Below are 22,092 nucleotides of genomic sequence, written 5' to 3'. Positions count from 1 at the left end.
CATGTCTCAACTCGAATGCGGATCAGGAATTTTAGCAGATTTCAGACTTGCCGGAGCAGATTCCATAGCCAAAATACCGAAATCCAACAGATGATGACAGTCGAGAAATATGTTGAGAATTCTCATATTTAGTCAGTCTTTCAACATTCAGGCCATCCCTGCTTTTTACTTGACCCCAACCCCGATCAAAGGCAACATGAAGATCAGGATGGCCTCGAATAGACAATTATGACTTACCACTATCACGATGAAAATATTGTTAAATCCCTTCCGGAAAATACCGTGTTTGTTTTTGGCAGCAATCTGGCGGGTCAGCATAGCGCAGGCGCAGCAAGAACAGCGCTTGAGCATTTTGGTGCAGTCATGGGCGTCGGTCGTGGCTGGTCGGGTCAAAGCTATGCCATTCCAACCATGAACGAGCATTTGCAGCAAATGCCGCTGTCACAAATCCAGCACTATATCGATGACTTCAAGATTTACACCAAAAACCATTCTAAAAATAAATATTTTATTACGTCTTTAGGATGCGGGATCGCAGGTTATAAAGTCGAAGAAATTGCACCGATGTTTAAAGGCATTTCACGCAATGTCATTTTCCCGCAATCTTTTCGCCCTTTTGTAGAAAAACCTTTACCTAAACTAACAGCAAATTTCCTACATACCATATTCCGTGATTCAGTCATTTTAACTCCGGCGACGGATGAACTGATTGAAGAACTACCACTAAGTGAAAATGAAAAAAGTCTGGCAAGAATTATTTTAAATACCCAGATCTATCCAACCGACAGCAATGGGCGGGAACGTGTCTTTGAAATTGAAGATATTCTGCATAACCTAAATACTAAACTGGTCGACTTCCAGAGTCATTCAGAAGGCGGCATGCTGTTTGGTGGTGTAATTTTAGCGCTACTTGAGCTATATAATCTCAATGAAAAAGACTTTATTGATGTATGGCAAGGAGTACGAGAAATTGCGCCACCGAAACCGGAAAATAAAGCACGTAAAACTATTCGCTAACCAGATCTGACTGAAAGCCAATTTTTGAATTGGCTTTTTTTATGGGGAGAAGCCATGCAATAGCTCAGGCGAACGTTTAGCTTCCCTGTCGATGCGATGTTCTAGATCTTGAATGCAGCAGCTCAAAGTAATAAAGAATATGGATAATTCAATAGGATTCAGAGTGTATTTTGCGGGAAAATAAATAGACCAATAAAATTGTGATGACTTAAATGCCAAATATTACACACAAAAAAAGCCATGGTTCATCATAGCTTTTTAAGTTGGATCAATTAGCGCTTGCCCATTGAACGACGAGTACCGCGTGGCGGCATCCAGGTACGGTCAGCATAACGCTGCGGTCTTGGTCTTAAATCTTCTAGAACTTCTTCTGCTGCATTCTGTTCTGCCTGCTTGATCGGAAAAGGCAAATTAACTAGGGGCTTTTTTTGGGGAGGCGTTTGGGTGCTCATATGATTCACTCAATAATATATGTGCCTATTGTACAAAAAAACTCAGGTGACTGGGTAGCATGATCTAGGATAAATTCATCCAGCTCTTTTTCTGGCTGCAGTCATGCAGAAAAAAACTAGCCAATTCTCAAACCACTTCCCCCCCTGTGCTTTGTCTCAACTCAAACATGAGCGTCAAATACAAAATCAAAAACATGCTGATAAAAAGACCAAATGTTTTCTAAGGCCAGCTGGGCATAATGGACTTAAATAGCTATTTTTCAGGTAGTTTGATCTAAATAACCCAATCCCACAAAACATAAAATATACGATAGATACAAATATTAACCAACGGTTAACCTTTGACCTGTTGTTCTATAACTGAATTTTTTAATGAAATTCACATAATAAATTTACTAGAAAAACGAATAAACACAGTGGACATGGAGTTCCAAATCAATGAAAACAATGCTGGCATGTATGGCAGGCCTAGCCACTTTACCTATGGTTGCACATGCAGATTCACCTTATTTTAGTCTGCAGGATGGAGATGGCTTTAAGCGCTTTTCTGTATCAGTCGGTGCCTTGCATGTCATGCCACAAGGTAAAGCACAGCCTGTTCGTGTCAATACTGCGATTAATGAAGGCTATCAATCTAAAGTTGGAGATATTCAGGCGCAAACCGTCATAGACAACCTTGACCCCGACCGCAAACCAAACCGTGTGGTTGAAGGATTAGTCAGACTAATTGGTGCATTTGGGGGTAAAGTATCTAGTGGCCTTTCTGGAGATTCCTACGTATATGGTCTTTCAGAATGGGATAATCCAGGAACAGGTCTGGAAGCCGATGATGTCACTACCTTAGGCATTATGTCCAACTACTATTTTACCGATAATATTTCGTTTGAAATGAAAGCCGGCATTCCTCCCAAGGTCGATATCAAGGGCAAAGGCACAATCTATGCGCCATTTGCCGCTGTGGCAACGCCATTAGGCGGGATTGCAGGTAATTTGAATCTTGCTAATGACATTAGAATTACAGATCTAGCCCAGTCTAGCAAAGCAGCAGAAGCACGTGCCTGGACCCCTGCTTTTGAATTCCAGTATCATTTTGGTAAAACCGGGGTCAATAAATTCAGACCTTATGTAGGGGTAGGCTTAATGTACGCTTATTTCAATGAGCTTGAAATGGATAAAGGCATTGAATCTGATCTCGTTGCTGCAGGTCATATGATCCAGAATATTATTAATCAGAATGCTGGTGCTTCCTTGGAAATGAAGGACAGTACTGGCAGAATGAAAGTGGATCTTGAGGCTACCGATGCCTTTGCTCCCGTAGCGACTGTGGGCTTCACTTATGATTTCAATGAGAAATGGTTTGCAGTTGGTTCAGTATCTTATGCCCATTTGAAAAATGAATCTAAAATTACAGTAATTAATGAAAATACCGGACAAACCCTGATTAGCTCAAAAGCTGATGTGGAAATCAATCCTATTCTGGCCTATGCAGGATTCGGGATGCGTTTCTAATTTCAAGATCAGGTTTTAGGAAAACGGCTTCGGCCGTTTTTTTAAGCTTAAAATATTGATAAAAAAAATTTATCTTTTGATTAATTTTTATTTTATCGCCTCCATAGCTTGAATCGAATACCATAAGCGCTTATTTCATCTGCATGCTCACCCTATGTCCGATACTCCATTTTCCAAAGCGCTTATTTTTATGCTGATTGGCTCCGCTATCATTCTGGCATTGTCATTGGGCGTACGTCATGCATTTGGTCTTTATCTGGTGCCGATGAGTGATGAATTTGGTTGGGGACATAATGTTTTTAGCTTGGCGATTGCCATGCAAAACCTGATCTGGGGAGCAGTACAACCCATTACTGGAGCCTTCGCAGATAAATATGGCAGCAAGATTGTCGTTGCCGTAGGTGGGGCACTCTATGCCGTGGGCTTGCTACTCATGGCGGTCAGTTCTACTGGACTGCTGTTAAATCTGAGTGTGGGCCTGATTTTAGGTCTGGCCCTGTCTGCAACATCTTTCCCGGTTTTACTGTCTGCTGTAGGACGTGCTGCACCACCAGAAAAACGCAGTCTGGCGATGGGTATTGCCAGTGCGGCCGGATCTTTTGGCCAGTTTATCATGCTGCCTTCGACCCTGTTGCTGTTACAGAATGTCGGTTGGTCAGGAGCATTGGTGGTCAGTGCGATTTTGATTGCCCTGATTGTACCACTGGCCTGGATGCTGAAAGCACCAATGTATATTCATCCAAATGCAGCATCTACACCCAATAAAGTGTCCCTCAGTTTTAAACAGATTCTGCTGGTAGTGAAAAATCATAAACCCTTCTGGTTTCTGTCTATGGGCTTTTTTGTCTGCGGTTTCCAGGTGGTATTTATTGGCATTCACCTGCCGGGTTATCTGATTGATCACGGTTTTAATGCCACCACAGGGACTATTTTTCTGGCATTGGTGGGTCTATTTAATGTGGTCGGCACCTATACTGCGGGCTGGCTCGGGGGTAAATATTCCAAGCCGCATTTGTTGATGGGTCTCTATGGCTTACGCGGGATCGCAATTATTGCCTTTCTCATGCTGCCACTGAGCACATGGACAGTCTATGCCTTTGGTGTCATTATGGGATTACTCTGGCTATCGACCGTTCCGCTCACCAACGGCATTGTGGCGAATATGTTCGGGGTGAAATACCTGACCATGCTCAGTGGTATCGTGTTTTTTACCCATCAGGTTGGCTCGTTTTTCGGTGGTTATCTTGGCGGAGTCAATCATGACTTGAGTGGTAATTATAATGCTGTCTGGATGCTGTCGATTGCCTTAAGCATTTTTGGCGTATTGGTACATTTCTGGGTCAATGAGGAGCAAATTGTGCATGACTGATTCTATGCTCATACTCAAAATCTCGATTGCTGTGGCGCTCTTGCTTTTATTTGCTCTGTCGGTGGCATTATGGATCCAGACACCGCAGCTGTTTGAATACTTTAATCAGGCCTTTTGTGCGCATTAAACTGCTGAAATTTACTCAGCTAAATAAACACAATTCACAGCACAATACCTTAAATGATTCATAATCAATAGAATAATAAAAATACAAGGTTATTTATAAACTTTCGATCATTACTTTTTTAATTTTGTTTCAATCGGCAATTTTCTTAGATGCTCATGAACAAGAAAATTCCGAGACTTTACATTCCAGTCGTCCTTTTCCAGCCGATCAGCACCATTTACTCAAACGGATCAGTCTTGCCGGTAGTCGCCTGTATTAATGAGAAACATCATAATAAAAAAAGGACGATCCAGCCTTCCAGAATAATTAGATCAGCGAGGTATACACTTTCACCATTGAGGAACTAACCACCTCAATGGTGTTTTATTTTTGGGATATTGCCAGTTCTGCTCGAGTGAATTTTATTTTTCAAGCTTGATGAATATAAGATTCTTTCGTATATCCTTTTACATAACCAAGTTATTCTTTACTTTTTCTCACCTAATTAACCTAGTGTGTTTTCCTTTTTCTGCTTAGCGTATTCAGTCATGAATATGTTTATCGCCTTAAGGAGAAAAAGATGAATACCAGTCATTTGTCAGATTGTGTTCAAACCTGTATGAGCTGCTCCCTCACCTGTATTGCTTGTGCAGCTGCCTGCTTAAAAGAAGAACATGTAGAAATGATGCGTGAATGCATCCAGCGTTGTCTGGATTGTGCCGATATTTGTCAGCTCTGCGCGCGTATGGAGCAGAAGCAATCGCCTTTTATGCAGGAAATCTGCGAGCTGTGTGCCAAGGCTTGTGATTATTGCGCAGAGGAATGCAGTCAGCACCAACATGAACATTGTCAGCAATGTGCAGAAGCCTGTCGCCGTTGTGCAGAAGAATGCCGAAAAATGGCTGCTTAAAAACCAAGTTAATCAACTTTATCTTCATCCGAATTGAATTGGTCAATGCTTTATCTTCTAGCTGATTTAAAGCATTTAAAACAAAAAACCCGCAAGCCTTCACTTACGGGTTTTTTAAATCCAAGGCAAACATCTCGCTTAGAATAAACGATTCATACCATTGAGTGTCGCTACACGGTAGGCTTCCGCCATGGTCGGATAGTTAAACGTGGTTTCCACAAAATACTTGATCGTATTGTTTGGACTGTTCATCACCGCCTGACCAATGTGGATAATTTCAGATGCATTATTACCGAAGCAATGTACACCCAAAACTTCCAGCGTTTCACGATGGAACAAAATCTTTAATTCGCCCATAGTGTCACCGGTAATTTGCGCACGCGCCAAATGACGGAACGAGGCCTGACCGACTTCATACGGAATTTTTTCTTCAGTCAACTGCTGCTCAGTTTTACCAATCGAAGAAATCTCGGGAATGGTATAAATTCCGGTTGGAATATCAGTAACGGGGGCAACGTCTGGCTCACCGCTCATATTGGCACCCGCGCAACGACCTTGGTCATAAGCAGCAGATGCAAGCGACGGCCAACCGATTACATCACCGGCAGCATAAATATTTTCAACTTCAGTCTGGTATTGATCATTTACCGTCAACTGACCACGGCTGTTTGGTTTCAGGCCAACATTTTCCAGCCCTAAACCATCGGTATTACCTGAACGGCCGTTACACCACAAAATTGCATCGGCTTTAATTTTTTTGCCGCTTTGCGTGTGCATCACCACATGATCATCAAATGTTTCTAAAAAGTCGATCTGTTCATTGTGACGAATCAGCACACCTTGCTCACGCAAGTGATAAGACAGCGCATCGGAAATTTCATCATCCAGATAGCTTAACAGTTTGTGCTGGGTATTGATTAAATCAACTTTATGCCCAAGACCAATGAAAATCGATGCATATTCACAGCCAATTACACCTGCGCCATAAATGATGATTTTCTGGATAGAAAAGTCCAGATCCAGAATTTTATCTGAATCAAATACACGTGGATGATTAAAATCAAGAATTTCTGGGCGATACGGACGCGAACCGCTGGCAATGACCAGTTGCTTAAACACCAAGGTTTCTTTAATGCCGTCTGGACTAAATACAAAAATAGTATTTTGATCCTGAACATAGGCTCGACCATGATAGATATCGATCTTGTTACGGTCATAGAACCGTGAATGTGTATCTACTTGTTGTTGAATCACTTTATGCGCATGACGCAATACTTGCTTCATGGTGAACTGTTTCCAGTCCCCAACTTTCTGAAACAGTGGATCACGTTGATAACGGATAATACTGGATACCGTTTGACGCAATGCTTTACTTGGAATAGTACCTACATGGGTACAGTTACCACCTAGCTGTTCACGCATCTCAACGATTGCAACACGCTTACCAGATTTGGCAAGTTTCATTGCCGCGCCTTCGCCCGCAGGGCCCGAACCTAGAACTACCGCATCATATTTAACGAAAGTCCCACTAACGACCTCTTTTTTACGTGGCATTCAACGCTCCTCAAAATTAAAAAATTCACTTTAATCTACCTGCTTATTATGACGTAAATCCTGTTGATTTTGTGTATTTAACTCACATATATTGGTTGATGAGAACATTTTTTAAATGAATACCCCTTTTTGCCCTATTTATAGCTAAGTTCGTTATAATAAACGCGCTATCTTTGATCATCTCCCCCTTCAAAAACAGTGGAAAAGTTGAATATGTCTGAAAACCGTAAACCTGAACAGGGTGTCAAACTTCGTGGCGCAGAGAAAGTCGCTCGTATTCCTGTAAAAGTGATCCCTACGGTTGAAACACCACGTAAGCCGGACTGGATTCGCGTAAAGATGGCAGCGCCGGAAGAAGTACAACGGATTAAAACAACGCTTCGCGAGCAAAAACTACATACTGTCTGTGAAGAAGCAGCCTGTCCAAACCTGCCTGAATGTTTTGGTGGCGGTACCGCAACCTTTATGATTATGGGTGATATCTGTACCCGTCGCTGTCCATTTTGCGATGTAGCACATGGTCGGCCAAATGCATTGGATGCAGATGAACCGCGCCACATGGCCGAAACCATTGCTAATCTTGGGTTGAAATATGCCGTGATTACCTCTGTAGACCGTGATGACTTACTCGATGGTGGTGCGCAGCATTTTGTCGATTGTATTAAAGAAGCACGTGCTTTAAGTCCAAAAACTTTACTTGAAATTTTGGTACCGGACTTCCGTGGCCGTATGGATATTGCACTGCGCATCATGACCGAATGTCCACCCGATGTGTTTAATCATAATATTGAAACAGTGCCGCGTTTATATAAAGCGATGCGTCCAGGTTCTGATTATCAGCACTCTTTAAACCTGTTAAAAATGTTTAAAGAATATTGCCCGAATATTCCAACCAAATGTGGCCTGATGGTCGGTATTGGTGAGACTGAAGAAGAAGTGCTTGCCTTACTTGACGATTTACATGCACACGGCGTGGACTATGTGACGATTGGTCAGTATCTACAGCCTTCTAAAGAACATGCAGCGATTGATCGCTTTGTGACCCCTGAAGAATTCGAACGTTATACCGAACATGGCCAAAAACTGGGCTTCCGCAATATCTGGGCAGCACCCATGGTTCGTTCAAGCTACTTTGCCGATCGTCAATACTACGGCGAACCGGTTCCAGCAGTGCGTCGTAAAACTGACCCTGCCAAGAAAATTGCTGTTCAGGCCATTGAAGCTTAGTCCTGTTTAAACCAATGAAATAAAAGCCCTCTCAAGTAGAGTAATGCCAGTCAGTTAAGCAATTGACTGGCATTTTATTTTTTAAATTCAGTATTATATTTGATAGATAGCAAAGTTATCCGCAACTGTTTGAAGCATGAGGTATATTGCACGGCAATATTAAAAAAATGATGGTTTCCATGACAAATTTACTAGTGGATGGTGGCTGACGAGTTTTGCGGTGAGGGATCACAAGATGCCTTCCTTGCGAAGTTTCGCTTCTCATTTGGGCGAAACCAAAGTAACAAATGATTTACAAATATTTGATTTAAAAAGTTAAGACTCCATCTTGAACGACCTTGAACGACTAAGCAGTTAAAGAGTCTATTTCTAAATTCTTTAACTGATCAGCTTTACTCTCCAGTAGAGGGCTTTTTAATATCCATATTAAAATTTTACTGAGCGTTAAACCCCATTTTTTATTTTAGATAAAGATTAAGTCATTACTTATCTTCACATTTCTTTGCGCGTTCTCACTTGAAGATTGATCATTTTTCCAACAACCTCAAAATAGATGCAAGACTTAAACATATCGTTGCAAGACTTGAAAACGATCATTCTCACATGTGCAATGCTGAACCTGTCCGATCCTCAAGCGACAAAAAAATGAATGAACTGTGACAAAAATTCTATGAGATCCCAGCACAGGCAACGTTGTATAAATCTGGAGAAATATAACAATGTCATTTATTTTCGCTGTGCTACTGCTATTACTGAGTTTATGGGCAGTTTTCTATTTTCAGCTCTCGCGTAGTGCGGGTGCAATCGTGCTGATGGTCGTGTCAGTGGTCTGTGCCTTTCTTAGTCCGTGGTCACTGATTCTTGGTATCCCACTCATCCTGATCAGCCTCGTGGTGATAATCGACCCTCTGCGCATGTCGTTTATTTCCAGACCGGCCTATAAAGCACTGGCCAATGCCATGCCGAGCATCAGTCCGACAGAGCGTGAAGCACTGGACTCCGGAACCAGCTGGTGGGAAAAAGAACTGTTTATGGGTGCGCCGAACTGGGAAACCTTTAATAGCTATCCTTATCCAAAACTCTCGCTAGAAGAACAGGCTTTTCTGGACAATGAAGTTGAAACCTTGTGCAGCATGCTGGATGAATGGGAAATTCACGAGCAGAAAGCGCTGCCTGATCATGTCTGGCAATATATTAAGGAGCATGGTTTTTTGGGCCTGATTATTCCCAAAGAATATGGTGGTCGCGCATTTAGTTCTTTTGCTCAAAGCCGGGTAATGAGCAAGATTTCCTCTCGCTCCCTCACCACGGCCGTGAGTTGCATGGTACCGAACTCTCTCGGCCCGGGTGAACTATTGCTGCATTATGGTACTGAGGAACAGAAAAACCGTTACCTGCCGGGCCTGGCGCGAGGTGAAGAAATTCCCTGTTTCGGCCTGACCAGTCCTGAAGCCGGCTCTGATGCAGGCGCTATTCCCGATACTGGCGTGGTCTGCTATGGCCAGTTTGAAGGTCAGGAAGTCCTAGGCTTGCGAATGAATTTTTCCAAACGCTGGATTACGCTGGCACCCATTGCAACAGTGGTAGGTCTGGCCTTTAAAATGTATGACCCGGATCATCTTTTGGGCGAACAGACTGAATATGGTATTACCTGTGCCCTGCTGCCTGCCAGTCACGAAGGGGTCCAAGTAGGTCCTCGTCATAATCCCGGCCCACCATTCATGAATGGTACAGTTGAAGGTAAAGATGTATTTATTCCTCTGGACTGGATTATTGGTGGCGTAAAAAATGCCGGTAAGGGCTGGCGCATGCTGATGGAATGTCTGGCTGTGGGTCGTGGCATTTCCCTACCGGCACTGTCTACTTCTGCGGCAGAAATGACTTATTTAAATGTCGGGGCTTTTTCCCGAATCCGTCAACAATTTAAAATTTCAGTCGGCAAGTTTGAAGGTGTTCAGGAAGCCAATAGTGAAATTGCCAGTGATACCTATATGCTGGAAGCTTTCCGTTATCTGGTGACTTGTGGCCTTAATCAGGGCGGCAAGCCTGCTGTAATGACAGCGATTGCCAAATACTATGCCACAGAGGGAATGCGTAAGGTGGTGAATCACGGGATGGATGTGGTCGGTGGCCGCGCCATTCAGATGGGGCCACGTAATTTTCTGGCACCTTATTATCAGGCGATTCCAGTCTCCATTACCGTTGAAGGTGCAAATATTCTCAGTCGTTCCCTGATGATTTTCGGTCAGGGTTCAATGCGTTGCCATCCTTATCTCTATGAAGAATTACAACTCTTACAGGCTGAAGACCCGGCAGCCGCACTCAAGCCTTTTGATCATTTATTGTTTAAACATCTGGGATATACCTTTAACCGTACCGCCCGTTCCTTTGCCTACGCATTTACGGGTGGTTCAAGTACAGCACCTCAAAGTGCGGTTGAGTTTACCCGACCTTATTACAAGGTCATTAACCGGCTGAGCGCCAACTTTGCCTTAACCGCAGACATGTGTCTGGGTTTGCTGGCAGGCGATATCAAACGCAAAGAAATGCTGTCCGGACGTCTCGCCGATATTCATGCTCACCTGTTTATTGCCTCCTCTATTCTGAAGTATTTTGAGCATAGCAAAAAGACTGAAGCTGAACATTTGCATGCACAGCTTGCAATAGAAAAGTCACTCTATACAGCGCAGGAAGCATTTTATGATTTATTTGCTAACTTCCCGGCCGGTGCAGCAGCAGGTATGGTCAAGCTGTTATGTTTCCCATTTGGCCGTCCTGTACACAAACCCTCAGACCAGCTTAAACAGCAGGTTGCAAATAGCATGATGGAAGATAACGCATTCCGTCAGGTATTGAAAAAGCATGTCTATTACAATACCCATGAAACTGATGTCACTGGACGCATGGAATCGACTTTCGCTTTGCTACTGGATATTGAACAGCTTTGGGATCGCTTTAAAAAAGCTGAAAACAAAGGTCAGTTTAAAGGTTTAAGCTTTGCCGAGCATGTGACAGATGCACAGCAACATGGCTTTATTAATGATGGAGAAGCAGAAAAACTGCTTCACTATAATGCACGTCGTTATGACAGCATGCTGACAGATGTCTTTGATCTGCATTTACAGGAAGTATTGGAGCTGGAGAACCCCCATATTCGTAAAGCAGATGCGACAGGAACCGATACTTCTGTTCAAACCGATCCTTCACACTCAACTTCGCCTTAAATCAAACTTTGACCAAAGGTGTCATAAATTCCAAAGTGGGATGTAGTTGAATATTTCACTTTAGAACCTTTCCAAGTGGCTTTTTAGCCACTTTTTTACGACTATGGCACGATGGTATTTCGCATAAAAAGCACTAAGCTAGAGCTATAAGAAAATTGAGGGTAAACCATGTCACAACAAGATTATGAAAATGGCCTGAAAGTGCGTACTGATGTCATGGGCGAAAGCTTTGTCAAACGTGCACAGGAAAATACCGTGCCTTTTACCCAGCCTCTACAAGACTGGATTAATGAACATGCCTGGGGTTCAACCTGGCAACGTGAAGGTGTATTGCCACGTAAATATCGTTCTTTAATTACCATTGCTTTCCTTACGGCTCAAAAAAGCCCCACTGAATTAAAAGGCCATGTTCGGGGCGCTCTTAACAACGGCGCGACGGTTGAGGAAATTCAGGAAGTGTTACTCCATAGCCTGCCATATTGCGGTGCACCAGCAACTCAGGAGGCATTTCGGGCGGCACTTGAAGTGATCCAGGAATATCAGGTGAATGAGGAATAATTTGGTTGCAGATGAAATTGAGCCGTTTTAGAAATGAGCTCACAATTTAATTTTGCAGATGATTCATAAGTTACTTAGGCTAAATAAAGCTCAGCTGATTTTAGTTGCTTACCCTGATCTCAGCCTATCCGTCAAATGAATATGTACCGAGAAATTGTAGATTCTCGGTACATTACAATAATGATTCTAAAATAAAACTGATGGATTTTTTAGAGTTGAGCACCTACTTATAAAAACTCGCGCCTTTGATCACATACAGCCCGATCACTCATAAGATCAAGATCAGACAGATCCAGTAAAATAGTGGCTCAAAATAAGCCTTAGTTCAATGAAGATTCACACTAGAGCCAGTACACATTAAAGCTATAATAAAACTCCAGCACTTCAAAACGTACGTTATAGCCCAGTTCAGTCAACTCGGCTGATAAAGCCCGAATATCTTCCAAAGGCAAATGTTTGGGAAATACAGTAATGACTGCGGTATTGCCCTGTTTCGCATTTTCTTCAATTAGCTTGGCTAGACGCGGCTTATAGACCTCAATATTTAAATTGGCCACATCTGATAAAACCTTGGCCTGATCCGCCGTCATAAAAGTCATTTTTTATTTTCTCTTTTGATGTAATTTCATCAAGTTAAATGATTTAAACCAAAAGCCGTATTTCATTTTTGTATCAGGTAACTAAAAAATAACAAGCAAAAAAATCCCTCTGCAGAGGGATTTTTTTAAATAAAAACTTACTGACCGGGCAGTGGAATATATTGAGAAGAACTGTTTTGTGCTTTACGCTCAGTCACTACTACATCCAGCATCATGGTTTTGCCAGCACGCTCCACTTCAATCTGAATGGTACTATTCGGCTTTTGCAGGGCAACAAAATTAATCAAATGCGAAGCCGAACTGATCTCTTCCTCATTCACTTTCATAATTTTGTCGCCACGCTGGATGCCCGCTTTCGCTGCCGGTCCATCTGCCAGCACTTCTGCGACGGTCACCCCTTTCTCTTTAGGTTGCAGTACATCATCACGTTCTGTCGGTAATAAACTGATTCCTAACCAGCCACGAACGACACGGCCATCTTTCAGAATAGCATTCATCACCTGCTGACAGATTTTGGCTGGAATGGCGAAACCAATCCCCAGTGAACCACCAGTTTGCGAGAAAATTGCCGTATTCACCCCAATCAAGTTGCCGGCGACATCGATCAAGGCTCCGCCTGAATTTCCCGGGTTAATTGCAGCATCGGTTTGCACAAAGTCTTCATAGGTATTAATGCCCAGATCTGAACGCCCTGTTGCTGAAATAATCCCTTGCGTTACGGTTTGACCCACACCAAATGGGTTACCAATGGCCAAAACGACGTCACCGACTTCATTGCCACTCAATTTAAAAGGCAACACGGGTAATTGATCCAGTTCAATTTTAATCACTGCCAGATCGGTATCTGGATCCATTCCCACAACTTTTGCTTCAGCACGACGGCCATCCTGCAAAGCCACCACAATCTGGTCTGCCTGTGCAATCACATGATTATTGGTCAGGATATAACCATCAGGACGTACAATCACCCCGGAACCTAAACTGTTCTCATTCGGACTTTGTCCATACTGGTCAGGCAACTGATCGCCAAAAAACTCACGAAAGACCGGATCGGTCAACAAAGGATGAGCCTGCTGTTTGACTTTTTGAGTGGTAAAGATATTGACTACAGCCGGCGCTGCTACTCTCACCGCAGCACTATAGGAGACCACGCCTCCTGAGCGCGACGTATCAATCAACGGCTCTACTTTTTCAGCAGGCATTTTGACGCCATCTGGCGCAACTGGTGCCTTTGGTTTTTGTAGTTGTTGCCACCCCAAAAAACCGATAATGACTAAAATCAGTAACACCCAGGGTAACCATGTAAAGGTGCGGCGCACGTTGCTATCCTCTAAAATATTTTAATTCGTTGATGACTAAGTAATTTGTGTTCTATTGTAATGCTAAATACATAACTAAACACAAAAAATTCCACAGAGATTTGTGCAGCTTTAGTTACAATTAAAGCTATAGATAAATATGGGCAAGTTTTTAAACTTACAGGAATTTTATGGCGAATTTGAACGATATTATTCAATGGTGTGACCAGACTTTAGCGTCACGTGAATTTAAGGACTATGCACCGAATGGCTTGCAGATTGAAGGTAAATCCGAGGTCAATAAAATTCTGTGTGCCGTGAGTGCTTCGCAAAGTGCGATCGAAGCGGCAATTGAGCAAGGCGCAGATTTACTGCTGGTTCATCATGGCTATTTCTGGAAAGGTGAAGCCTACCCGATCACTGGTATGCGCGGTAAACGAATTAAAGCCTTAATTCAAAATGATATCTCTCTGGTTGGCTATCATCTGCCTTTAGACAGTCATCCAACTTTAGGCAATAATGCGGCGATTGCAGATTTATTAGAACTGGAAAATATCGAACAGTTGGATCCGAGTGAACGCCATCCGATTGGCAGTATTGGCTATTTAAAACAACCGATGCGTCCTGAATATTTTAAAAACCATGTTTCAGAAAAACTTGGCTTTGATGCAATTCATCTTCCTGCGGACAAAACTCAAATCCATAAAGTCGGTTTCTGTACCGGTGGTGCGCAGGATTATATTCATAAAGCAGCGCTACAAGAGTGTGATGCTTATATTTCTGGTGAAGTGAGCGAACGCACCTTCTATGAAGCTCAGGAACTGAATGTACATTATTATGCCTGTGGCCATCATGCCACTGAAAAATATGGTGTACAGCGCCTGGCCAAAGCGATTTCAGAACAGTTTAATATTGAGTATGCTTATTACGAATTAAACAATCCGATTTAATTCTCGCTGACAGCATTTTCCACGAGCTTTATTTATATATTTTCAGGATTTATTGTGTATTGTTATTTATACGTAATGCCCATTTGGTCCGATTATCTATTACAATAAAGCCACTTATTGTTAAAACCCAGCTAAATGCAAGGAATTGAGAACATGACAACCATTACTTTACCAGCATTACCTTATGGCTACGAAGATCTTGCTCCACACATCAGCAAAGAAACTTTAGAATACCATCACGACAAACACCACAATACTTATGTGGTTAACCTGAACAACCTGATCGCTGGTACTGAGCTTGAAGGCAAAACTCTAGAAGAAATCATTACAGCAACTGCTGGTGATGCGTCTAAAGCAGGTATTTTCAATAACGCTGCTCAAGTTTGGAACCACACGTTCTACTGGAACTGTATGGCTAAAAACGGTGGCGGTAAAGCAACGGGCACTTTGGCTGCAAAAATTGATGAAGCTTTCGGTTCTTACGAAAAATTTGCTGAAGAATTTGCTGCTGCTGCAACCACTCAGTTCGGTTCAGGTTGGGCTTGGTTAGTGGCTGACCAAGTAAACGGTCAACTGTCAATCATGAAAACTTCAAATGCTGATACGCCAATGGCACATGGCAAAATTGCAGTATTGACGATTGACGTTTGGGAACATGCTTATTACATCGATTTCCGTAATGCACGTCCTAAATACATCTCTACTTTCCTGGAAAGCCTAGTAAACTGGGATTATGCAAATGCGAAATATGCAGGTCAGCCTGCAGGTGTTGAGAAATAATTCTTTATTTCTTTGCTAAAAAATCACCCATTTCGGGTGATTTTTTTATTTTTAAGCCCCAAATGAATATTTATAAAGCAAACAATTCATTTCTTTACATTAATTGATTGACGACCTTGGGTTTCCTGCCTAAAATGCCGATCAGATTCTCCAATAGCTCAGTCGGTAGAGCGACGGACTGTTAATCCGCAGGTCCCTGGTTCGAGCCCAGGTTGGAGAGCCATCTATTCTTCCATAGCTCAGTCGGTAGAGCGACGGACTGTTAATCCGCAGGTCCCTGGTTCGAACCCAGGTGGAAGAGCCAAGATTCTAAAAAACCCACTCATTGCGAAGTGGGTTTTTTTATATCTGCTTTTTTTAAATTGAGATCGGTAGTGATATCTGTATATACAATCAGCTACCTTATATTCTCTGATCCAGATCACTTACAAAAATTAAGGCTGATAACAATCTGACTGCTCAGACTGTTTACATAAACATAACAGTTTGAACTCCAAGCCTTTTCGACTATTTTTAAAACACTTGATTCAATTTCTTCGGCTTTTTTCTAAAAGTGCCTTGACCCCTTTTCAAATCTCTCTATAATCGCTGTCAGATTCTCCAATAGCTCAGTCGGTAGAGCGACGGACTGTTAATCCGCAGGTCCCTGGTTCGAGCCCAGGTTGGAGAGCCAATCTATTCTCCCATAGCTCAGTCGGTAGAGCGACGGACTGTTAATCCGCAGGTCCCTGGTTCGAGCCCAGGTGGGAGAGCCAAGATTCTGAAAAAACCCACTCATTGCGAAGTGGGTTTTTTTATTCGTCCCTATTTGTGATCTGTGTTTAATTTGAGTCAGTTTATATTTTTTGTGATTGGCTGCCTGGCAACTTTTGCGTTAGTTTGCCTGCTCTTCCCACATCTGTTCACCCGTCAAAAAAAATTCTATCCGAAGCGTGTGATTACTGCTTTTGAAAGCAGGATGTTTACACGCCTAAAAGAAGCCTTTCCTCATCATCATATTCTGGCTCAGGTTGCCTTTAGCGCCTTGATTACGCATGACCAGATGAACATGCGTAATCAGTTCAATCGTAAAGTTACAGATTTTGTGGTGCTTGATCGTGACTATAATGTACTGGCCATTATTGAACTGGATGATCCCAGCCACATTGGCAAAGAGCAGGAAGATGCTGAACGGGATGCTATGCTGATTGCAGCAGGCTATACCGTAATTCGATACACTCAGATTCCAAGCATCAGACAACTGCAAAGAGATTTGAGATAATTTAAGGTAAGGTTACTGCGCTTTCGGATGCAGCTTGGGTTGAATTTGTATCTTGCTCTGCTTTGAGCTTTTCCGCAGCTTCTCGCGCTTCGATGCGGGCAATCATTTCTGCCTGCTGCTGTTTATATTTTTCCTGATTTTTAGCATCACTATTTACCGCAAGAAAAGCCATACTCACCAAAAATATCGGTATACATAATACCAGCGCACCTAAAATTACCAGCTTTTTAACACTGCGGGGCTGCGGCTGCTCAGACATAACAAACCTACTTTAATTTCGTCATTTAATTGCACTGCTCAATATAACAAAATAAAGTCATAGCTCAAGTCTTTGAAAAGTTTTACTGTAAAAAAGGAGCCGAAGCTCCTTTGTAGATCTTAATAACTCTATTCTTTACTTAGCTGGCATATGCTCTTCAATAAATGCAACCAGTTCAGCATTCTTTTCTACAATTGCTTGAGTATGTCCTGCACCCTCAACCCCTAGGAAAGTCACATCTGTACCCAAAGCTGCCAAATTCTTTTGCAAAACATCTGTAACATCATAAGGTACTGCCATATCTTCCTTACCCTGAATAATCATGACTGGTACACTGATTTTTTTAGTCGCGGGTTGGTTCTCCACCAAAAATTCTTTCACAGATCTGTTTTGATCAAAAGCATCTATCAACCCCGGATATTCAGCTACTGTTCTTCCAGGATTCTGCCGCAACCATTGATCGATATCCGCACTAAACTCTGTCATTAAATCGCCTAGACACAAGCCATTTTCACCAGTGGTTCCTTCTGCACGCTCAGCAACCAGTTTTGCACTGGATTCAAAAATATTCTGATATACAAAATTTGGCTCATAAGCTTTAATTCCAACTGCCACATATGCTGCATAAGCAAGTAATTCTGAATACACAGCTTTGGCAGTTCCTGCCGGAACAACATCAGCACCCTCACCGAAAACTAATCGATTTAAAGCTTGTGGGGCAACTGTACCAATAATATAACCTAGGCTGGAGGCTGGTGCCGCAGCAACCGCTGCCTTATAGTTTGGATCATCTCCTGCAAATTCTGCCGTTGCAAGCGAAGCATGCCCCCCTTGTGATTGACCCACAGAAACCCAAGCTCCATTAAACCTATTCCCTTGCTGTTGCTTAAATCCTTTCACTGCATAAATTGCAGATTGTGCCGCACTCTCTAAATGTAAATAAGGATGAATGCCCTGTGTACCCAATCCTTCATAATCAGGAGCAACAATCACATAGCCTTTGGCAAGCAGACTCTCAGCCATGGCTTTAAAGCGTGGGTTAAAAGTATTTCGACTTGGCGCACAACTATCACCGCTCCCTACTGTACCGTGCTCCCAGACAACAACACGCCAACCATCTCGTGGTTGTTGTGTTCGCGGATAAATTACCAAGGCAGTAGCTTCTGCAGTCCTATTCTGTACATTTGGCATGTTATAGCGCATAACCCGAATACTTGATGCTTGAGACATAACATCTTGGGTATACGTTTGTTCACCGAGAAAAACCTGAGGCTGCGGGACAAAGAAATCATTATTATCATCATCGTTACACGCAGATAAAAATAGTACCGAGGAACACAGCACACCTAACATCAATTTCTTATAACTGTTCTGCATATTTCTATCCTTTTATTGTTATTCCCTATCTCTTAATCGAGATCACTCAAAATTAATCATAAAAAAAGCATCCTTTATAGGATGCTTTTGTTGTTATCCGACATACGGTAATTATCTTAGAGCAAACAATATTCCCACAAAAATAATGAGGCCAATCCAACGGTTATGACGGAATGCCCAAAAACATAGCTGTGGATTTTTATCGCGAGTTTTAAACCATTGGTAAATAAAATCAGCAGCAACCAGCAAAAGTGCTAACAAGCCAAATGGAATCAATAAATTTTCCAGCCAAAGTGCAGCACCTATCAATAAAATACTGCTCGCCTGCAAGGTGCTAATGATTGGAATATCATAGCGACCAAACAGAATTGCGGTTGATTTTACTCCAATCTTTAAATCATATTCACGGTCTGCAATCGCATATTGAGTATCGTAGGCCACAGTCCAGGCCAGATTGCCAAAATACAATAACCAGCAGGTCAGATCGGGAGTTTGCCCAACAGCGGTATAGGCCATGGGTATGGCCCAGGAAAATGCTGCACCCAAAAATACCTGAGGCAAATGGGTATAACGTTTCATAAAAGGATAAATAAACGCTAACAGCAAAGCCCCAAATGACCAGTAAAAAGTTTCGATCGGCAAGAAAAGTAGCAGACAGGCGCTGGCAGCCACCAAAACCAGAAATACCATCACCGCTTCTTTGGCGCTGATGACTCCGGTCGCTAGTGGTCGGTTTTTAGTACGCTCCACATACGCATCGACTTTACGGTCAGCAAAATCATTGATGGCACAACCCGCCGCCCGCATAAAAATCACACCCAAAATCATGGGAATTAAAATTTCAATGCGTGGCATCCCCTGAGCCGCAATCCATAACGCCCACAAGGTTGGCCAAAAGACCAGTTCAGTACCAATCGGTTTATCAAAACGACAAAGATAATAATAGGCGCCAAGACGCTCACGCCAGGTTATTGCTTGTGCAGTTGCCATATAAAGTCAAGCCCTTGAATTTTGTATAAAGTGTTCAAATGCCGGTAAAAATGTTTCTTGTACGATAAATTTACAGCCGTGCCAAGTATAGCAGCTCTGACGCGTCCAACCCTCTTCTAAAAGAATGACCCGACGCTGGCAAAGTGGATTCGTCCGTTGAAACAGGAACCAGCCAATTGGCTTAGTCCCAATATGCTGAAAGATTCGGGCTTTTTTCTGCAGGCTTAAAATTGGAAAAATACTCTTTGCTTTCACCCAGGGCGACTGTTCTGAACCATAGAGATAGCTTTCCCGCACCCAGGAAGTATGCTGATGTGACATCTGCATCCATTTGGCATTGGCGAAGCTTAAACGCTGAAAATGCTCTTGAATAGGCTCAACATGAAATTGTCCCTGCGCCAAGCCGGTCAATTGCTGTGTCAGAGAACCTGAGGCATACAGCCATGGTTTTAGCTCAGCAGACATAGTGGGCATCAAGGCATGCTGATTTTTAGAAAAATACGTCATGTTTAACAGTTATCTGCTTTAGCAATCACTTCAAATTTGCCTTGGGGTGTTTTAATTAAAATTAAGCCTTCAGCGCTTAAATAAAACTCTTTTGGATAGTCAAATGTAAGTGCCAGTTCAGGATTTTTCAGTTCAACAAACTGTGCTTGTTTATAACCTTCAATGGTATGCCCTACTTCCAAATATGTAACTTCAGAAAAATTTAACTTAAAACCTTGTGCATGGTCTTTAGGATCATTCCAAGGAAAAAATCCGGTATGTTTTTTACGTGGTTTAGCCATAACAATCTAATTCAACATTCTTTGCTTTATATTAACCCAGTATAGAAAAAACCCGCGACATGCGCGGGTTTTTTACAGGGAAATTCTTGAAAGAATTACAGGCTGTAGTACATCTCGAATTCAACTGGGTGAGTGGTGGTGTTTAAACGACGCACTTCTTCAGTTTTAAGTTCGATATAGGCATCAAGCATGTCTTTCGTGAACACGCCACCTTTCAGCAGGTAATCATGATCTGCTTCAAGTGCTTCAAGCGCCATATCCAGGCTATGCGCCACTGTCGGGATTTTCGCTTCTTCTTCAGGAGGAAGATCGTACAGGTTTTTGTCAGCCGCTTCACCTGGGTGAATCTTGTTTTGAATACCGTCGATACCTGCCATCAACAATGCCGCGAAACCGAGGTAGGGGTTCATCATCGGATCTGGGAAGCGAGCTTCAATACGCTTGCCTTTCGGGCTTGACACGTAAGGAATACGGATAGATGCAGAACGGTTACGCGCTGAGTAAGCCAGCATAATCGGTGCTTCAAAATGCGGAACCAGACGCTTGTACGAGTTTGTAGAAGGGTTGGTTAATGCATTCAATGAACGCGCATGTTTGATAATACCGCCAATGAAGTACAATGCCATTTCTGAAAGGCCTGCATATTCATCACCAGCAAACAGGTTCTTGCCATCTTTAGAGATCGACATGTGAACGTGCATACCAGAACCGTTATCGCCAACCATTGGTTTAGGCATAAAGGTTGCTGTTTTCGCATATTGATGCGCAACGTTCCAAACCGCATATTTAAACTGTTGAACTTCGTCCGCTTTACGAACCATGGTGTTGAAGCTTACACCAATTTCCAACTGGCAAGATGCAACTTCATGGTGATGTACTTCTACACGACCTGGGCCCATGATGTCTTCAATTTTGGCACACATATCTGCACGCATATCATGTGAAGAATCAACTGGAGGAACCGGGAAGTAACCACCTTTTACGCGTGGACGGTGACCAGAGTTACCACCTTCGTAGTCATTGTTGGTTGACCAGGCCGCTTCTTCAGCGATCAATGTATGGCGCGCGCCAGACATATCGATTTCCCATTTTACTTCGTCAAATACGAAGAATTCTGGTTCTGGGCCAAAGAATGCTGTATCACCAATACCTGTTGATTTTAGGTATTCTTCAGCACGGCGAGCAATCGAACGTGGGTCACGGTCATAACCCTGACCTGTAGAAGGCTCAATCACATCACAAGTCACAACAACTGTAGGCTCGGCAAAGAACGGGTCGATGAAACCGGTTTCTGCATCTGGGCGTAAAATCATGTCAGATGCTTCGATGCCCTTCCAACCAGCAATTGAAGAACCGTCGAACATTTTACCGTCTTCAAAAGTATCTTCGTCGATTGTATCTGCTGGGTAAGTCACATGTTGTTCTTTACCTTTAGTATCCGTAAAACGGAAATCGACCCATTTCGCGCCACTTTCTTGGATGAGTTGAAGGACTTTGTTCGCCATGCTCATTTTGCTCCGATGAATTTTTGTTGCACTCGTTACGTGCGTGTTAGTAGTTGGTAGTCATTAAGCAATTACCGTACCAACTATTCAAAGTATAGATAAAATCTTGAAATCTATATAAGAAATCATGAAGTGACAAAAATACTTTGCGACTATTATACTAGTTGAGAAACTAAATGCACTATATTCAGGCATTCTTCATTTATTTTATTTCGGCTTTATTTTTTAGCGCACCTAAATAGTGCAATCACCTATAGAAGTGTATTAAAAACATAGTTTTTTATATAAAATTTGCTACTTTTTCGTGTATTTGTTTAAAAAAACACCCATATGTTGCTAAAAATTGACTCTTTTCTCAT

The 22,092-nt window shown here is 42.5% G+C and carries 21 protein-coding genes, 4 tRNA genes and 1 pseudogene; 16 read left to right on the top strand and 10 right to left on the bottom strand.

The window, feature by feature from the left end:
• Positions 1–228 precede the first annotated feature (228 nt).
• Positions 229–1,017: a hypothetical protein gene (locus FTU87_RS00245; protein WP_180096460.1), complete on the top strand. Its 789-nt coding sequence runs from the start codon at positions 229–231 to the stop codon at positions 1,015–1,017.
• Between the two features lie 272 nt (positions 1,018–1,289).
• Here FTU87_RS00245 and FTU87_RS00240 read toward each other — a convergent pair whose 3' ends face one another.
• The gene (locus FTU87_RS00240; RefSeq protein WP_074383020.1) at positions 1,290–1,469 is read right to left on the bottom strand and encodes a hypothetical protein; all 180 of its coding nucleotides are present in this window, start codon (positions 1,467–1,469) and stop codon (positions 1,290–1,292) included.
• Between the two features lie 438 nt (positions 1,470–1,907).
• Between FTU87_RS00240 and FTU87_RS00235 the strand changes: the two genes are divergently transcribed.
• The 5 genes and pseudogenes from FTU87_RS00235 (at position 1,908) to FTU87_RS00225 (ending at position 5,363) form a co-directional block, all read left to right on the top strand.
• On the top strand, positions 1,908–2,978 hold the full coding sequence (locus tag FTU87_RS00235; protein ID WP_074383021.1) for an OmpW family protein: 1,071 nt from the start codon (positions 1,908–1,910) through the stop codon (positions 2,976–2,978).
• A gap of 154 nt (positions 2,979–3,132) precedes the next feature.
• The gene (locus FTU87_RS00230) at positions 3,133–4,347 is read left to right on the top strand and encodes an MFS transporter (protein ID WP_180096459.1); all 1,215 of its coding nucleotides are present in this window, start codon (positions 3,133–3,135) and stop codon (positions 4,345–4,347) included.
• Positions 4,340–4,474, top strand: coding sequence for a hypothetical protein (locus FTU87_RS15050; RefSeq protein WP_005096435.1), 135 nt, complete (start codon positions 4,340–4,342; stop codon positions 4,472–4,474). The genes FTU87_RS00230 and FTU87_RS15050 overlap by 8 nt, the downstream gene beginning before the upstream one ends.
• Positions 4,475–4,637: 163 nt before the next feature.
• Positions 4,638–4,733, top strand: a pseudogene (locus FTU87_RS15045) (TauD/TfdA family dioxygenase); the annotation flags it as partial.
• A gap of 300 nt (positions 4,734–5,033) precedes the next feature.
• Positions 5,034–5,363: a four-helix bundle copper-binding protein gene (locus FTU87_RS00225; RefSeq protein ID WP_100355231.1), complete on the top strand. Its 330-nt coding sequence runs from the start codon at positions 5,034–5,036 to the stop codon at positions 5,361–5,363.
• Positions 5,364–5,501: 138 nt separating this feature from the next.
• Here FTU87_RS00225 and sthA read toward each other — a convergent pair whose 3' ends face one another.
• A complete protein-coding gene (gene sthA / locus FTU87_RS00220; protein WP_100355232.1) occupies positions 5,502–6,917 on the bottom strand; it encodes a Si-specific NAD(P)(+) transhydrogenase in 1,416 nt (471 codons plus the stop codon).
• 213 nt (positions 6,918–7,130) lie between these two features.
• On the opposite strand from sthA, the gene lipA reads away from it, so the two are divergent.
• The 3 genes from lipA (at position 7,131) to FTU87_RS00205 (ending at position 11,926) form a co-directional block, all read left to right on the top strand.
• The gene (gene lipA / locus FTU87_RS00215) at positions 7,131–8,144 is read left to right on the top strand and encodes a lipoyl synthase (protein ID WP_180072149.1); all 1,014 of its coding nucleotides are present in this window, start codon (positions 7,131–7,133) and stop codon (positions 8,142–8,144) included.
• 719 nt (positions 8,145–8,863) lie between these two features.
• A complete protein-coding gene (locus FTU87_RS00210) occupies positions 8,864–11,368 on the top strand; it encodes an acyl-CoA dehydrogenase (protein ID WP_180096458.1) in 2,505 nt (834 codons plus the stop codon).
• A 168-nt stretch (positions 11,369–11,536) separates the two neighbouring features.
• Positions 11,537–11,926 (top strand): carboxymuconolactone decarboxylase family protein, encoded by a 390-nt coding sequence (locus FTU87_RS00205; protein ID WP_005096428.1) that lies wholly within the window; start codon positions 11,537–11,539, stop codon positions 11,924–11,926.
• Positions 11,927–12,267: 341 nt separating this feature from the next.
• On the opposite strand, the gene FTU87_RS00200 is transcribed toward FTU87_RS00205, so the two are convergent.
• Together FTU87_RS00200 and FTU87_RS00195 are read right to left on the bottom strand one after the other, a co-directional pair.
• On the bottom strand, positions 12,268–12,525 hold the full coding sequence (locus tag FTU87_RS00200; RefSeq protein WP_005096427.1) for a hypothetical protein: 258 nt from the start codon (positions 12,523–12,525) through the stop codon (positions 12,268–12,270).
• Between the two features lie 137 nt (positions 12,526–12,662).
• Positions 12,663–13,844, bottom strand: coding sequence for a trypsin-like peptidase domain-containing protein (locus FTU87_RS00195; protein ID WP_005096426.1), 1,182 nt, complete (start codon positions 13,842–13,844; stop codon positions 12,663–12,665).
• A gap of 170 nt (positions 13,845–14,014) precedes the next feature.
• Between FTU87_RS00195 and FTU87_RS00190 the strand changes: the two genes are divergently transcribed.
• From FTU87_RS00190 to FTU87_RS00160, 7 genes are all read left to right on the top strand, one after another.
• Entirely contained in the window at positions 14,015–14,773 is a 759-nt protein-coding gene (locus FTU87_RS00190; RefSeq protein ID WP_180096457.1) for a Nif3-like dinuclear metal center hexameric protein, read from the top strand.
• 153 nt (positions 14,774–14,926) lie between these two features.
• Positions 14,927–15,553 (top strand): superoxide dismutase, encoded by a 627-nt coding sequence (locus FTU87_RS00185; protein WP_100328762.1) that lies wholly within the window; start codon positions 14,927–14,929, stop codon positions 15,551–15,553.
• Between the two features lie 147 nt (positions 15,554–15,700).
• Positions 15,701–15,776 (top strand) — tRNA-Asn (locus FTU87_RS00180).
• A gap of 5 nt (positions 15,777–15,781) precedes the next feature.
• Positions 15,782–15,857: transfer RNA gene (locus tag FTU87_RS00175), tRNA-Asn, on the top strand.
• Positions 15,858–16,150: 293 nt separating this feature from the next.
• Positions 16,151–16,226: transfer RNA gene (locus FTU87_RS00170), tRNA-Asn, on the top strand.
• Between the two features lie 6 nt (positions 16,227–16,232).
• Positions 16,233–16,308: transfer RNA gene (locus FTU87_RS00165), tRNA-Asn, on the top strand.
• 62 nt (positions 16,309–16,370) lie between these two features.
• Positions 16,371–16,814, top strand: coding sequence for a DUF2726 domain-containing protein (locus FTU87_RS00160; RefSeq protein ID WP_005096422.1), 444 nt, complete (start codon positions 16,371–16,373; stop codon positions 16,812–16,814).
• Between the two features lies 1 nt (position 16,815).
• On the opposite strand, the gene FTU87_RS00155 is transcribed toward FTU87_RS00160, so the two are convergent.
• From FTU87_RS00155 to glnA, 6 genes are all read right to left on the bottom strand, one after another.
• On the bottom strand, positions 16,816–17,073 hold the full coding sequence (locus FTU87_RS00155; protein WP_005096421.1) for a hypothetical protein: 258 nt from the start codon (positions 17,071–17,073) through the stop codon (positions 16,816–16,818).
• A 135-nt stretch (positions 17,074–17,208) separates the two neighbouring features.
• Positions 17,209–18,450, bottom strand: a complete 1,242-nt coding sequence (locus FTU87_RS00150; RefSeq protein ID WP_180096456.1) for a S9 family peptidase — start codon at positions 18,448–18,450, stop codon at positions 17,209–17,211.
• 111 nt (positions 18,451–18,561) lie between these two features.
• Positions 18,562–19,440, bottom strand: a complete 879-nt coding sequence (gene ubiA, locus FTU87_RS00145) for a 4-hydroxybenzoate octaprenyltransferase (protein ID WP_180096455.1) — start codon at positions 19,438–19,440, stop codon at positions 18,562–18,564.
• Positions 19,441–19,446: 6 nt separating this feature from the next.
• Complete coding sequence (locus tag FTU87_RS00140; RefSeq protein ID WP_034609065.1) at positions 19,447–19,914, bottom strand: chorismate lyase; 468 nt, start codon at positions 19,912–19,914, stop codon at positions 19,447–19,449.
• A gap of 35 nt (positions 19,915–19,949) precedes the next feature.
• Entirely contained in the window at positions 19,950–20,228 is a 279-nt protein-coding gene (locus FTU87_RS00135) for a hypothetical protein (protein WP_005096415.1), read from the bottom strand.
• A gap of 95 nt (positions 20,229–20,323) precedes the next feature.
• On the bottom strand, positions 20,324–21,739 hold the full coding sequence (glnA, locus tag FTU87_RS00130; RefSeq protein WP_171063330.1) for a type I glutamate--ammonia ligase: 1,416 nt from the start codon (positions 21,737–21,739) through the stop codon (positions 20,324–20,326).
• Positions 21,740–22,092 lie beyond the last annotated feature (353 nt).

The sequence above is a fragment of the Acinetobacter sp. YH12156 genome, assembly GCF_013418235.1.
In the GTDB taxonomy this organism is placed as follows: domain Bacteria; phylum Pseudomonadota; class Gammaproteobacteria; order Pseudomonadales; family Moraxellaceae; genus Acinetobacter; species Acinetobacter pseudolwoffii.
This window is presented reverse-complemented; position numbering and strand designations above follow the sequence as displayed.